This window comes from Sphingomonas hankookensis (genome assembly GCF_022664465.1).
In the GTDB taxonomy this organism is placed as follows: Bacteria; Pseudomonadota; Alphaproteobacteria; order Sphingomonadales; family Sphingomonadaceae; genus Sphingomonas; species Sphingomonas hankookensis.
Genome location: NZ_JAKREV010000005.1, coordinates 118,765 through 131,766, shown reverse-complemented (window position 1 = coordinate 131,766; position 13,002 = coordinate 118,765). Strand labels below are relative to the sequence as shown.

Below are 13,002 nucleotides of genomic sequence, written 5' to 3'. Positions count from 1 at the left end.
TCGTTTGCCCAACGCGCTCAAACGAAACCCTGCGACCAGCTCGACCGGTCGTAGTTGCCGATATTGGGCAGCACCGTCGTCAAATCGCCGTCCGATACCCCGAACCAGCGGGCCAGCGTCGAGGCATATTGGTCGACCGACATCGTCGGGATCAACCGGCCCTGTCCGACATCGTCGTTGGTGTTGTGGCCGATCGCCGGCGCGGTGCCGTAGAGGCGCTTGCCCTTCACCGCGCCGCCCATGACGAAGTGCATCGATCCCCAGCCATGGTCGACGCCATTGCCGTTGGTCGCCAGCGTCCGTCCGAAATCGGACCCGGTAAAGGTCGTGACCTTGTCCGCCACGCCCAGCGCCTGCGTCGTGTCGTGGAACGCGCGCATCGCCGCGGCCAGCCGCCCCAGCAGCACCGGCTGGGTGGAGGCGAGGTTGTCGTGCAGGTCGAACCCGCCCATCGATACGAAGAACACCTGCCGCTTCGCGCCGATCTCCCCCGACACCGCGATCATCCGCGCGACCATGCGCAGCTGGTCCGACAGCGCATTGCCGGTCGGGAACAGGTTGAAGCCCGCTTCCGGCACACCGGCCAGCGCGTTGGCCAGCTGTGCCTGGGTATCCATCGCCCGCTTGTTCACCCGCGCATATTCCGATGCGAACATATGTGGGTTGGTTTCGGTCATCAGCCGGCCGAGCGTCGCCGCCGCGGTCGCCGATCCATAGAGCGAGGTGCCCCCGCGCAGCAGCGCCACCGGCCCGCCGGTGCCGACATTATACTGGATCGCCTGCCGCCCGGTCAGAAAGACCGCGTTGCCCGACGCGTTGATACAGGTCAGCGTCGCCGCGCCGTTACCCGACTGATACAGGTCGCCGATCCGCCCGCCCCAGCCCGATAGCGCGCCTTCGGGGCTCGACGCCTGGAAAAAGCTCTGCTGGTCGTTGTGGCTGAACAGCTTGGGCGGCACCCGGACCGAACGGTTGAGATATTGCGCACGCGTCGTCGGCTGGACCAGCGTGCCGACGTTCAGCGCCACCGCCAGCCGCCCGGCATCGAACAGCGGGTTGAGCGGCGCCATGGCGGGGGCAAAGGCATAGGCCCGCCCGCCCAGATCGGCGCTCGGCACCAGCGCCGTCGCCTGCAACGCATCGCGGGTCAGCGCCAGGCTGCCGCGCGCCGTGGTGTACAGCGCGTGCGAGGTCGGGTCGTACGGGACCAGCGTGTTGTAATGGTCGTTGCCGCCGTTCAGGAACACGCAGACCAGCGCCTTGTAGTCGCTGGCGGTCGCCGCCGCTGCCTCGCCGATCGCGCCCAGCGTGGTGACCAGGGGCGCCGCGACGCCGGCCATGCCGAGTGCCGCCGAGCGCCGAAGAAAGGCGCGGCGCGATACGTCGTTCAGGATCGTCGGAGCGTTCATTTCAGCACCAGATAGTCGGGCGAGGCGAGGGTCAGCAGGATCGCGACCCCCGTGCGGTTGAGCGTGGCGTTGGTCGCGGTCAGCGGGATGCTGTCGACCGCGGTGCGGATCGCGGTGACGGTGGCCCCGCGCAACTGTCCGGCGGCGAGGATCAGGTTGACCTCGTCGACCAGCTTCTGGCTGTCCGATGCCAGCGCCATCATCGGCGCATAATCGGCCTTCACGTCGCCGGTGCCGCCGCCGACCACCGACTGCATATAGTTGATGTACGCGATGTTGGTCTGTTCGCTGGCGATCTGGAATTCGGGGGCGACCATGCCCGCCTGCGCCATTGCCGTGCCCGGCGGGGTATAGCCCGGCCGGACGAAGCCGAAGACGCTGGGTGCGCGGCCGATCGACTGGCCCAGCCGCTGCGTCGTGCTGGTCGTGTCGCCGATCGCCCATGCGTCGCTGGGGGATGTCACCCCGAATGCCCGTGCCCAATTGGTGAAGCGCTGCACCGGATCGCGCAGCCGCCCGCCGCTGGTGCTGGCGAGCGCCGCGGCATCGTCGCGCGCCTCGGGATCGAGCAGGATCGCGCGGATCACCGCCTTCATGTCGCCGCGCACGCCGCTGCCATTGTTGGCGAACACTGCGGCGACCCGGCCGACATAGCCGCGGCTGGGGTTGGACGTCACCATCCGCTGGATCAGCTGGCGCGACACGAACGGCGCCACGTTGGGGTGGCGGAACAGGATGTCGAGCGCGGCATCGATCGCAGCGAACCCACCGCCCGACACCGTCGCGCCGAGGAAGGTCGCCGATCCGGTCTCGTTGGCCGACGCGGTGATGGTCAGCGGCTGGCGCATCCGGTCGGGGGTGGTGTTGTCGCTCGTCGCGAGGTTCAGCCCGGTGAACACCCGTGCCAGCTGCGACACGTCGTCCTGGGTATAGGTTTCGAGCGGAACGCCGTTCGACGTGCGTACCGTCCCGTCCTGTTCGAGCTGATATACGCCCAATGTGAATAACTGCATCAGCTCGCGTGCGTAATTCTCGTCGGGCAACTGGCCGTTCGCATTGGCCTTGCGGCTGCCGATGAAGCTCAGGAACGATCCCATCGCCGCGTTGCGCGTGATCGCGCCCAGCAGGTCGCGATAGTTTCCGAACGCGTGGTCGAGCAGCAAATCGTTATACGCCGCCATCGCAAAGGCGCGCCACGACAGGTTGATGCCGCCGATGCCGACGACCATGAAGTCGAGCAGTGCCAGCGCGACCCGCTGGCGCAGCGGATCGCCGCCCGCGATCGCCTGTCGCCAGACGCTGGGGTCGTAGCCGTTCTGGCCGTTGATGTTCGCGGAGTTGCTGGCATCGTTATAACTTTTGGACACCAGCCAGTCCCAATGGCTGGTATCGCGCGGCCGGACGAATTGCGCGTCGATCCAGCCGGCGATGCCGCTGTTGAGCACCGAATCGATCGACGACCGGGTGGCGCCCATCGTCGCTTGGGCAAGCAGGCGGCTGGCCCCTTGCGCCGTCAGTGCAGCGGTGGTCGGGGATGGGCTGGGGGTCGGTGTCGGCGTCGGGGCCGGCGCAGGGACCGATACCAGTCCGCCGTCACCGCCGCTCGACCCACCCGAATCGCACGCGGCCAGCAACGCGGCGGCGGCGATCACGCTTCGCCGGTCGATCGAGGTGCGTCGCGCGGCGGCCGTCGCCGGTAATTCGGCGATCGACAATATTTCCGAAATCGTAACCGGACCATCGCCGTCGATGGTCGCGTCGTCGCCCAGCATCGCAATCCCCCAGACCTATGGTCCGGTGGTAGCGTGCTTATGGTTGGGGAATAATTAACGCCGGCAATCGATTGCGGCCAACGGAAGTAAACGATGCGACGACCATTTGGTTCCGCATGATATCTATATTCGTTGCGTAGTCGTACCAACCGGTAAAAAGCAGTTCGGAAAGGTCGTTGCGTGTCCGTTAGTGTCTATATCTACTTTCAAATACGGTCCGACGCCATATAACGTCACCCCAGCGAAGGCTGGGGTCTCCCGCGGCTCCTGCGGTGTGCCTCACCGGAAGATCCCAGCCTGCGCTGGGATGACGTCCGGTTTAACCGGGAAGCATCAACTCCGGGCCGGATCGACCTTGAGGCTTTCGGCACACCATGACCGTCGTATCGGATCGGAACGCCCGCCTTCTACATCACTCCGGACTTGATCCGGGGTCCCGCTTCTTTTCCCGCCGCAGTGGAAAGCGGGATGCCGGATCACGTCCGGGGCAACGACCCGACCGGCGGCTGGCAGGTCGATCCGCCCTACGCCTCCCCGACCCCCAAAAGAAAAACGCCCCGGATTGCTCCGGGGCGTCGTTCGTTTCGAAGGTCGTCGCCGGATCAGTCGATCTTCGGCAGCGTCTCGAACTGGTGGAACGGCGGCGGCGAGGACAGCGTCCACTCCAGCGTCGTGGCGCCTTCGCCCCACGGATTTCCCTCCGCCTTGCGTCCCGCCATCAGCGAGATGACGACGTTGACGAAGAAGAACACCATGCCCAGCGCCATGATGGCATAGCCGGCCGAGGCGATGTGGTTGAAGAAGGCATAGGCGTCCGGATAGTCCGGGTAGCGCCGCGGCATGCCCTGCGTGCCGAGGAAGTGCATCGGGAAGAACATGACGTTCACGCCGATGAAGAACACCCAGAAATGCAGCTTGCCGAGCAGTTCGTTGTACATCCGGCCCGACATCTTCGGGAACCAGTAGTAGAAGCCGGCGAACAGCGCGAACACCGCACCCAGCGACAGCACGTAGTGGAAGTGGGCGACGACGTAATAGGTGTCGTGCAGCACGTCGTCGACACCGCCATTGGCGAGCACCACGCCGGTCACGCCGCCGACGGTGAACATGAAGATGAACCCGATCGCCCACAGCATCGGCGTGGGGAAGCGCAGCGACCCGCCCCACATCGTCGCAATCCACGAGAAGATCTTGATGCCGGTCGGCACCGCGATCAGCATGGTGGCGGCGGTGAAGTACATCTTGGTGTTCACCGACAGGCCGGTCGTGAACATGTGGTGCGCCCACACGACGAAGCCGACCGCGCCGATCGCGACCATGGCATATGCCATGCCGAGATAGCCGAACACCGGCTTCTTGCTGAACGTCGCGACGATGTGGCTGACGATGCCGAAGCCCGGCAGGATCATGATGTACACTTCGGGGTGGCCGAAGAACCAGAACAGATGCTGGTACAGCACCGGATCGCCACCGCCGGCGGGATCGAAGAAGGTTGTGCCGAACTTGCGATCGGTCAGCAGCATCGTAATCGCCGCGGCCAGCACCGGAAGTGCCAGCAGCAGCAGGAACGCGGTGACCAGCACCGACCACACGAACAGCGGCATCTTGTGCAGCGTCATGCCCGGTGCGCGCATGTTGAAGATGGTGGTGATGAAGTTGATCGCACCCAGGATCGACGACGCACCGGCGAGGTGCAGCGACAGGATCGCCATGTCGACCGACGGGCCGGGCTCGCCATAGGTCGACAGCGGAGCGTACACCGTCCAGCCGGTACCGGCACCACCGCCGAAGAACGCGCTGCCCAGCAGCAGCGAGAAGGCGGGGATCAGCAGCCAGAACGAGATGTTGTTCATCCGCGGAAAGGCCATGTCGGGCGCACCGATCATGATCGGCACGAACCAGTTGCCGAAGCCGCCGATCATCGCCGGCATGACCATGAAGAACACCATGATCAGGCCGTGCGCGGTGATCAGCACGTTCCAGAAATGGAGCGCCTGGTCGCCTTCATGGCCCGACAGCCATGGCAGCCACTGGATACCCGGTTCGGCCAGTTCGAGGCGCATCAGCCCCGAGATCGCCCCGCCGATGATCCCCGCGACGATCGCGAAGATCAGGTACAGCGTGCCGATGTCCTTGTGGTTGGTCGACATGAACCACCGGGCGAAGAAGCCCGGCTTGTGGTCCGCATCGTGATGGTGCGTGTCATGGCCATGCCCGTGCGCGTCGAACGCATTGTGGCCGGAAAGGGCGGTATCGGTCATCTTACTGGTCCACATTGCCGACGCCGCCGCCGTTGCCGGTGGCGCGCTGGGTGGAGGGAGAGGCGGCTTCGGTCGCGTTGACGACCGGCGTGCCGGCGTCGCTGGCGGTGTTGCCCGCTTCCGACGTGGCATCGGCGGTATCGGCGCCCGGCTGCGGGATCACCGCGTTGCTCGGCGCTGCGGCTTCCGCCGCGCCGGGCAGCGTGCCGCCCTTGGCGCGGATCCACTGGTTGAACTGCGCCACCGGCACCGCTTCGACCGCGATCGGCATATACGCGTGGCGCGCACCGCACAGCTCGCTGCACTGGCCGAAATACAGGCCCGGCTTTTCGATGGTGAAGCTGGTTTCGTTCAGGCGTCCGGGCACCGCGTCGAGCTTGATCCAGAACGCCGGGATCGCCCAGCTGTGGATCACGTCGGTCGCGGTGGTGATCAGGCGGATCGGCACGCCGACCGGCAGCACGATGCGATTGTCGACCGCCAGCAGGCGGGGACCGTCGGCATCGGTGCGGAACCGCTGTCCGGCCGAAACCTCGTTCTTTTCCTTCAGCATGTTGGCAGTCACCGACACGCCGCCATAATCGGGATATTCGTAGGACCAGAACCACTGGTTGCCGATCGCCTTCAGCGTCACCGCATTGTCGGGCGCGGGCTTGAACTGGCGCGCGAGCAGCCCGATCGAGGGCACCGCGATTAGCGCGAGGATCAGCACCGGGGCTGCGGTCCAGATGATTTCGATCGTCGTATTGTGCGACGTCTTCGACGGGACCGGGTTCGCCTTCTCCCGGAACCGGATCGCGACATAGGCGAGCAGGAACAGCACCAGCAGCGAGATGGCGACGATCACCGGCATCAGGATGTGGTTGTGAAACGCCTTCGCCTCGCGGCCGTTCGGCGTGAACTGCTGCTGCAGGTCGACCGCCCGGTCGGACGGCTGGCCGACATGGTCGGTCGCGATCATCCGCGGCGATCCGTCGGCGTTCAGCGTCGGGTCCTGCACCGCCGCCGGGGCGGGGGCTGCGGCGGTCGCGGCGGGTGCCGCCTGTCCGGTCGGAGCGGCGGCGGCCGATCCGGGGGGCGGTGCGCCCGCCTGCGGCGCCGTCGCCACCTCGGCCGTACCCGGCGTCACCGCTTTCGGCGCGGCGGCATGGGCGCCACCCGCCAGTGCGGCGGCCGCCGCAAGTACCAACATCCTCATCCCAATGCTTCGCATCGTGTCGTGTCACCCCGTTATAGGGCACGCGGTACGCTTCTGAACTGGCGTGGTCGCGTGCGGCGGGCGTTTGGAAACCCTAACTGACCGGGCTATACGCGGCATGTCGTCCCGCCTCAAGCGATGGTTGCGAACCGTCCCGCGCCGGGCGTAGAGGCGGGCGCGACGGCAACGGGCTGGGCAGGCAAGATGAACGACGACGCGATCCTCGACGAATTCCGGCAGGCGCAGGCGCTGCTGGAGGGGCATTTCATCCTGTCCTCGGGCCTGCGCTCGTCGCGCTACCTGCAATGCGCCCGGGTGCTGATGGACCCGCGCCGTGCCGCCCGGCTGTGCGACGAACTCGCCAACCGCCTGCCGGCAGAGGTACGTGCGCGAATCGACGTCGTGATCTCGCCGGCGATGGGCGGGGTGATCGTCGGGCATGAGATGGGCCGCTCGCTGGGCGTGAGCGCGATGTTCCTCGAACGGCCGACCGGTACGTTCGAACTGCGCCGCGGCTTCCGCATCGATCCCGGCACCGGCGTGCTGATGATGGAGGACGTGGTGACCACCGGCCTGTCGTCGCGCGAAGCGATCGCCGCGATCGATGCGGCCGGGGGCGAGGTGGTGGCCGCCGCGTCGCTGGTCGACCGCTCGAACGGATCGGCCGACCTCGGCGTGCCGTTCTTCCCGCTGATCCGCCTCGACGTGCCGAGCTATCATCCCGACGCGTTGCCGCCCGAACTGGCGGTGATCCCGGCGATCAAGCCGGGGAGCCGCGCGGCATGAGCGGCCCCTTGCGGCTGGGCGTCAACATCGATCACGTCGCGACGGTGCGCAACGCGCGTGGGTCGGGCTATCCCGACCCGGTCCGCGCCGCGCTGCTGGCCGCCGAGCATGGCGCCGATGGCATCACCGCCCATCTGCGCGAGGATCGCCGCCACATCACCGATGCCGATATCGCGCGGCTGTCGACCGAACTGACGCTGCCGCTCAACCTCGAAATGGCGGCGACCGAGGAGATGCTGGGCATCGCGCTGCAGCATCGGCCGCATGCCGCGTGCATCGTGCCGGAAAAGCGCGAGGAGCGCACGACCGAGGGTGGGCTGGACGTCGCCGGGCAACAGGACAAGCTGGCGCCGATGGTGCAGGCGTTGGCCGACGCCGGCGTGCGGGTGTCGCTGTTCATCGAACCCGACCCCGCACAGATCGCCGCCGCCGTCGCGCTCAGCGTACCGGTCGTCGAGCTGCACACCGGGCGCTATGCCGAACTGGCGGGCGAGGCGCAGGTCGCCGAACTGCGCCGCATCGCCGACGCCGCCGCGCTGGCGGCGAAGAACGGGATAGAGGTCCATGCCGGCCACGGACTGACATTCGACAATGTCGTGCCGATCGCGGCGATCCCGCAGGTGCGCGAGCTCAACATCGGCCATTTCCTGATCGGCGAGGCGGTGTTCGGCGGGCTGGGCCCGGTCGTCGCGCGGATGAAGGACTTGATGGAGACGGCACGGTGAGGGGGGATTCCTCCCCGGCACGGGGAGGGGAACCAGCCGCAGGCTGGTGGAGGGGGCTGTCCTCGTCCACGGCGGTTGCAGTTGGGGATATCCCCCTCCACCACCGCTTCGCGGCGGTCCCCCTCCCCGTGCCGGGGAGGATGTCATGATCATCGGTCTCGGCTCCGACCTCTGCAACATCGAGCGCATCCAGTCGTCGCTCGACCGCTTCGGCGACCGTTTCCTCCAACGCGTCTTCACCGAGGTCGAACAGGCGAAGGCGGCCAAACGCCCCTTCACCCGCGCCGGTACCCTCGCCAAGCGCTTCGCTGCCAAGGAAGCCTTTTCCAAGGCGGTCGGCACCGGCTTTTCTCGCGGCGTGTTCATGCGCGACATCGGCGTGGTGAACGCACCGTCGGGGGCGCCGACGCTGCACCTGACCGGTGGGGCAAAGGCACGGCTTGACGCGATGATCCCGGCGGGCCACGTCGCACAGGTGCATCTGACGATGACCGACGATCATCCCTGGGCCCAGGCGTTCGTCATCATCGAAGCGGTGCGTGAGACAGAGTAGGACGTTTGATGGCCGATCATCTGGCGCTGGAGGACGACGTCCCCGCGCCGTCGCAGCCGACCCCCGCCACCGCGCATCCGGCGCCGCGCCGCACGCGGCTCGACTGGAAAGGCGAATTGCGCGGGCTGTTCTGGCTGCTGCTGGTGGTGCTGGGCTTCCACAGCTTCATCGCCAAGCCGTTCTACATCCCGTCCGAATCGATGCTGCCGGGGCTGCGCGTCGGCGACCGGCTGGTCGTCAGCAAATATGCCTATGGCTGGTCGTTCGTATCGCCGACCATCCCCAATCCGGTGGCGATGTTCCGCGACATCGTGCTGCGCCAGCCGCAGGAGACGTGGAGCGTCCAGCTGCCCGCGTGGCATGGTCGCCTGTGGGGTTCGATGCCCGAACGCGGCGACGTGGTGATCGTCAAGCCGCCGGGCAGCAACACCGACCTGATCAAGCGCGTCATCGGCCTGCCGGGCGACCGGCTGGAGGTGGCGGGCGGCGTCGTTTATATCAACGACGTGGCGATCCCGCGGAAAGCGATGGGCGACGCGATGATCCCGGTCGACGCCAACACCAAATGCGATCCGATCCAGTATCCTGGCGCACTGGTGCGGACCGACAAGGGTGCGTTCTGCCGCCTGCCGGTGTTTCGCGAAACGCTGTCCAACGGCCGGCAGTACGATACGATTGACTTCATCCAAGGTTCGCAGGGTGACAATTTCCCGGCGATCATCGTTCCGGCGAACCATGTCTTCCTGATGGGCGACAACCGTGACAACAGCGCCGACAGCCGTTTTTCGGAAGCCGAACGGGGGCTGGGCGGGCCGGTGCCGTGGGAAAATATCGGCGGGCGTGCCGAATTCATCACCTTCTCGCTCGACGGCACCACCAGCCTGAACCCGGCGACATGGTTCAGCTCGTTCCGCAGCGGGCGGGCCGGCACGTCGCTGGTCCCGGCGAGCGAGCCCAAGCGGTGAGCGGCTACACGCTCTACGACTATCCCCGTTCGTCGGCGGCGTATCGCGTCCGCATCGCGCTGAACCTGAAAGGGGTGGCGTGGCATGGCGTGCCCGTCTCGCTGTTGCAGGACGAACAGCGTTCGCCCGACCATCTGGCGCGCAACCCGCAGGGATTGATCCCCGCGCTCGACATCGGCGGGGGCACGATCCTCACCCAGTCGCTTGCCGTTCTCGACTGGCTCGACGCGACCCATCCCGCACCGCGCCTGTTTCCCGTCGATCCGCTGGAGCGGGCCCGTGCGATGGCCTTGGCGCTGGTGATCGTCGCCGACATCCACCCGATCGACAATCTGCGCGTGCTGCGGCGACTGGAGGCGCAGTTCGGCGCCGATGCGGCGGCCAAGGCCGACTGGTATCGCCACTGGATCGCCGAGGGGTTGGGAGCGCTGGAGGCGGCGGCACCGGCCGAGGGGTATTTCGGCGGGGATGCGCCGGGCGTGGTCGATTGCTGCCTCGTGCCGCAGCTCTACAATGCCCGCCGCTTCGACCTCGACCTGTCACCCTTCCCACGGCTGGTGGCGATCGATGCGCGCGCGGCGGCGCTGGCCGCGGTGCAGGCGGCGCATCCCGACGCGGTGGCGCCGACGGCATGACGCTGGCCGAAGACGCTGCGAGCGGGTAGGACGTCGCGCGACATGGTAACCGATGCCGAACCCGCGGGCGGGCGTCCCGACCTTGCCGGACTGGAGCCGCTCGAACGGTTGCGCCCGCGCTGGCCGCGCATCCTGGGGGCGCTGCTCTCGGGGCTGATGATCCTTGGGCTGGCATGGGAGCTGTTCGACCATGGCTGGGCCGGGGTCGAACTGGCCGCGCCGGATTCGCCGTGGTTCTATCTGTTCTTTGCGCTCGCCTATTTCGCGCCGCCGCTGTTCGACTTCATCATTTTTCGGCGATTGTGGCGGCTGCCGTTCGACGGGTTCGGCGCGCTGGTGCGCAAGCGGATCGCGAACGACGTCGTCATCGGCTATTCGGGCGACGTGTTCTTCTACGCCTGGGCGCGCGCCCGGTTGAAGATGGTCACCGCCCCGTTCGGCGCGGTGAAGGACGTGACGATCCTGTCGGGCATCGCCGGCAACATCGTGACGGTGGCGATGCTCGCGGTCGCGCTCCCCTTCGCATTCGAGCTGTTCACCGCGCCGCAGCTGCGGATGCTCGCATGGTCGGCGGCGGTCGCGGTCGGCATTTCGGGCGTGCTGCTGCTGTTCTCGCGCCGGGTGTTCTCGCTGCCCGGTGCCATGCTGCGCTGGATCTTCGGCGTGCATGCCGCGCGGCTGGTGCTGGGGTCGCTGGCGTTCGGCATCGCCAGCTATTTCGCGATGCCCAATGTCTCGTTCACTTGGTGGCTGTTCCTCGCCGCCGGGCGGCTGGTGGTGGCACGCCTGCCGCTGTTGCCGAACAAAGACCTTCTTTTCGCCAACTTCGCGATTATGTTTATCGGGCATGGCGAAGCCCTGTCCGACCTCGTCGCATTCATTGCGACGCTCACCCTTTTCACCCACGTGGTGCTGATGGCGGCATTCGGGCTTCCTGCGCTCGCAAGGAAAGAATGATGAAAATGCCCCTGACGCTGCTCGGCGCGGCGTTGCTCGCGGCCAGCCCCGCCGCCGCCCAGTCGATCGGCAGCGATGCCGCCGCGTGCAACACGAACCAGGGTCCGGCGATCCGCGTCAACGTGGTCGGCCTGAAGGATCGCACCGGCCGGCTGAAGCTCGAACTCTATCCGGCGAACGAGGATGATTTCCTGAAGGACGATCGCGACCTGCGCTCGGAGGGCAAGTTCTTCCGCCGGGTCTGGGCCGACATGCCGGCATCGGGCGGGGTGCAGCTGTGCATCCGCGCACCGTCGCCCGGCCGCTACGCGCTGCTGTTCACCCATGACCGCGACGGGCGCAACAAGTTCAATTTCATGCGCGACGGCGCCGGCTTCCCCGGCCAAGCGAAGCTCGGGCGGGCGCGCCCCAAGCTGGCGCAGGCGATCATCACCGTGCCCGCCGGCGTCACGACCACGACGATCCGTGCCCAGTATCTGCGCGGGCTGGGCGGTTTCGCCCCGCTCGGCTGAGCGACCCGCCCGATGCGCGTCGTCGACGTCAACGAATTCTACTCGCCGACCGGCGGGGGGGTGCGGACCTATATCGATCACAAGATGACGATCATGGCCGAACTGGGCCATGAACTGATCGTCATCGCCCCGGCCAGGGAAAACTCGGTCGAGGAACGTCCCGGTGGCGGGCGCATCCATTGGGTGAAGGCGCCGACGCTGGTACTCGACCCCAATTACGGCATTTTCGTCCGCGGCGGCGCGATCCACCAGCTGCTCGACGAACTCCATCCCGACGTGGTCGAGGCGTCCAGCCCGTGGCGTCCCGCGACGATCGTCGCCGACTGGCCGGGCGATGCGGTGAAGGTCTATTTCGCACACAACGATAATGTCGGCGCCTACCCCCTGCGCTGGTTCGAACGGCTGGCCAGCCGCGAGCGGATCGAGGAGGCGTTCATGTGGTGGACGCGCTACATGAAGCGCTATCTCGACCGGATGGACGCTTTCGTCACCAACGGGCCGGCACTGGAGAAGCGCCATGCCGCGCGCGGGCTGACGGTGCATGCGTCGATGCCGCTCGGCATCCAGCGCGGTTTCTTCTCGCCCGAGCATCGCGACCCGGACCTGCGCGCGTCGCTGCTCGAACAATTGGGCCTGCCGCCCGAGGGGCATCTGCTGCTGGGGCTGGGGCGGCACCATGCCGAGAAACGCTGGCCGATGATCTTCGACGCGGTCGAAATGGCAGGCGAGCATCTGCCCGTCGGCATGATCCAGATCGGCAGCGGGGTGCACACCCGCCGGCTCGAACACCGGTTGAAGAACAGCCCGCATATCAAGCTGTTCCGACCGGTCTACGACCGCGTCCGCCTCGCGCGGATCATGGCGAGCTGCGACGCGCTGATCCATGGGTCGGATGCCGAACCGTTCGGGCTGGTCGGGCTGGAGGGGCTGGCGTCGGGTCTGCCGCTGATCGTGCCCGACGAGGGCGGTTGTGCCGAGATCGCCGAGCCCGACTTCGCCGAAACCTACGCCGCGCGCGATCCGCGGTCGGCGGCGGACGCGATCGAGCGGCTGTTCGCGCGGGATTATGATGTGGTGAAAGCGGCAGCCAACGCTGCGGCGACGCGCGTCCGCACCGACCGCGACCATGCGGTCGACCTGATGCGCTATTACGAAGGGCTCGTAGCGGAAAAAGCGCAACGCTTCCCGGAGTGGTTCGCCAGGTAATTACTCCCCGTACCGGGGAGGAG

12 protein-coding genes are annotated in these 13,002 nt (G+C 67.0%); 8 read left to right on the top strand and 4 right to left on the bottom strand.

Going from position 1 to position 13,002, the window contains the following annotated elements:
• Window positions 1–17 precede the first annotated feature (17 nt).
• The 4 genes from MF610_RS13965 to coxB all read right to left on the bottom strand — a co-directional run bounded on the left by MF610_RS13965 (window position 18) and on the right by coxB (window position 6,640).
• Window positions 18–1,409: a DUF1501 domain-containing protein gene (locus MF610_RS13965; protein ID WP_242198063.1), complete on the bottom strand. Its 1,392-nt coding sequence runs from the start codon at window positions 1,407–1,409 to the stop codon at window positions 18–20.
• The gene (locus MF610_RS13960) at window positions 1,406–3,181 is read right to left on the bottom strand and encodes a DUF1800 domain-containing protein (RefSeq protein ID WP_242198060.1); all 1,776 of its coding nucleotides are present in this window, start codon (window positions 3,179–3,181) and stop codon (window positions 1,406–1,408) included. The genes MF610_RS13965 and MF610_RS13960 overlap by 4 nt, the downstream gene beginning before the upstream one ends.
• A gap of 602 nt (window positions 3,182–3,783) precedes the next feature.
• Window positions 3,784–5,442 (bottom strand): cytochrome c oxidase subunit I, encoded by a 1,659-nt coding sequence (ctaD, locus tag MF610_RS13955; protein WP_242198044.1) that lies wholly within the window; start codon window positions 5,440–5,442, stop codon window positions 3,784–3,786.
• A gap of 1 nt (window position 5,443) precedes the next feature.
• A complete protein-coding gene (gene coxB, locus MF610_RS13950) occupies window positions 5,444–6,640 on the bottom strand; it encodes a cytochrome c oxidase subunit II (protein WP_242198025.1) in 1,197 nt (398 codons plus the stop codon).
• A 204-nt stretch (window positions 6,641–6,844) separates the two neighbouring features.
• On the opposite strand from coxB, the gene pyrE reads away from it, so the two are divergent.
• The 8 genes from pyrE (at window position 6,845) to MF610_RS13910 (ending at window position 12,979) form a co-directional block, all read left to right on the top strand.
• Window positions 6,845–7,426: an orotate phosphoribosyltransferase gene (pyrE, locus tag MF610_RS13945; protein WP_242199187.1), complete on the top strand. Its 582-nt coding sequence runs from the start codon at window positions 6,845–6,847 to the stop codon at window positions 7,424–7,426.
• Entirely contained in the window at window positions 7,423–8,151 is a 729-nt protein-coding gene (locus tag MF610_RS13940; protein ID WP_242198022.1) for a pyridoxine 5'-phosphate synthase, read from the top strand. Before pyrE ends, MF610_RS13940 begins: the two co-directional genes overlap by 4 nt.
• Window positions 8,152–8,296: 145 nt before the next feature.
• A complete protein-coding gene (acpS, locus tag MF610_RS13935; protein ID WP_242198003.1) occupies window positions 8,297–8,704 on the top strand; it encodes a holo-ACP synthase in 408 nt (135 codons plus the stop codon).
• An 8-nt stretch (window positions 8,705–8,712) separates the two neighbouring features.
• Window positions 8,713–9,669: a signal peptidase I gene (gene lepB, locus MF610_RS13930; RefSeq protein ID WP_242198001.1), complete on the top strand. Its 957-nt coding sequence runs from the start codon at window positions 8,713–8,715 to the stop codon at window positions 9,667–9,669.
• On the top strand, window positions 9,666–10,304 hold the full coding sequence (gene maiA, locus MF610_RS13925) for a maleylacetoacetate isomerase (protein ID WP_242197998.1): 639 nt from the start codon (window positions 9,666–9,668) through the stop codon (window positions 10,302–10,304). Before lepB ends, maiA begins: the two co-directional genes overlap by 4 nt.
• Window positions 10,305–10,346: 42 nt before the next feature.
• Entirely contained in the window at window positions 10,347–11,261 is a 915-nt protein-coding gene (locus tag MF610_RS13920; protein WP_242197996.1) for a hypothetical protein, read from the top strand.
• Window positions 11,261–11,773 carry a DUF2141 domain-containing protein gene (locus tag MF610_RS13915; protein ID WP_242199183.1) on the top strand — a complete coding sequence of 171 codons (513 nt, stop codon included), beginning with the start codon at window positions 11,261–11,263 and terminating at the stop codon, window positions 11,771–11,773. The genes MF610_RS13920 and MF610_RS13915 overlap by 1 nt, the downstream gene beginning before the upstream one ends.
• Before the next feature lie 12 nt (window positions 11,774–11,785).
• The gene (locus MF610_RS13910; protein ID WP_242197987.1) at window positions 11,786–12,979 is read left to right on the top strand and encodes a glycosyltransferase; all 1,194 of its coding nucleotides are present in this window, start codon (window positions 11,786–11,788) and stop codon (window positions 12,977–12,979) included.
• The last annotated feature ends 23 nt before the right edge of the window (window positions 12,980–13,002 follow it).

What these genes read in the sequence shown, in the direction of transcription:
- ctaD (WP_242198044.1), bottom strand. Translation starts at nt 5,442, where the DNA reads ATGACCGATACCGCCCTTTCCGGCCACAATGCGTTCGACGCGCACGGG.
- MF610_RS13920 (WP_242197996.1), top strand. Translation starts at nt 10,347, where the DNA reads ATGGTAACCGATGCCGAACCCGCGGGCGGGCGTCCCGACCTTGCCGGA.
- MF610_RS13965 (WP_242198063.1), bottom strand. Translation starts at nt 1,409, where the DNA reads ATGAACGCTCCGACGATCCTGAACGACGTATCGCGCCGCGCCTTTCTT.
- MF610_RS13940 (WP_242198022.1), top strand. Translation starts at nt 7,423, where the DNA reads ATGAGCGGCCCCTTGCGGCTGGGCGTCAACATCGATCACGTCGCGACG.
- pyrE (WP_242199187.1), top strand. Translation starts at nt 6,845, where the DNA reads ATGAACGACGACGCGATCCTCGACGAATTCCGGCAGGCGCAGGCGCTG.
- MF610_RS13910 (WP_242197987.1), top strand. Translation starts at nt 11,786, where the DNA reads ATGCGCGTCGTCGACGTCAACGAATTCTACTCGCCGACCGGCGGGGGG.
- MF610_RS13960 (WP_242198060.1), bottom strand. Translation starts at nt 3,181, where the DNA reads ATGCTGGGCGACGACGCGACCATCGACGGCGATGGTCCGGTTACGATT.
- MF610_RS13915 (WP_242199183.1), top strand. Translation starts at nt 11,261, where the DNA reads ATGAAAATGCCCCTGACGCTGCTCGGCGCGGCGTTGCTCGCGGCCAGC.
- coxB (WP_242198025.1), bottom strand. Translation starts at nt 6,640, where the DNA reads ATGAGGATGTTGGTACTTGCGGCGGCCGCCGCACTGGCGGGTGGCGCC.
- lepB (WP_242198001.1), top strand. Translation starts at nt 8,713, where the DNA reads ATGGCCGATCATCTGGCGCTGGAGGACGACGTCCCCGCGCCGTCGCAG.
- acpS (WP_242198003.1), top strand. Translation starts at nt 8,297, where the DNA reads ATGATCATCGGTCTCGGCTCCGACCTCTGCAACATCGAGCGCATCCAG.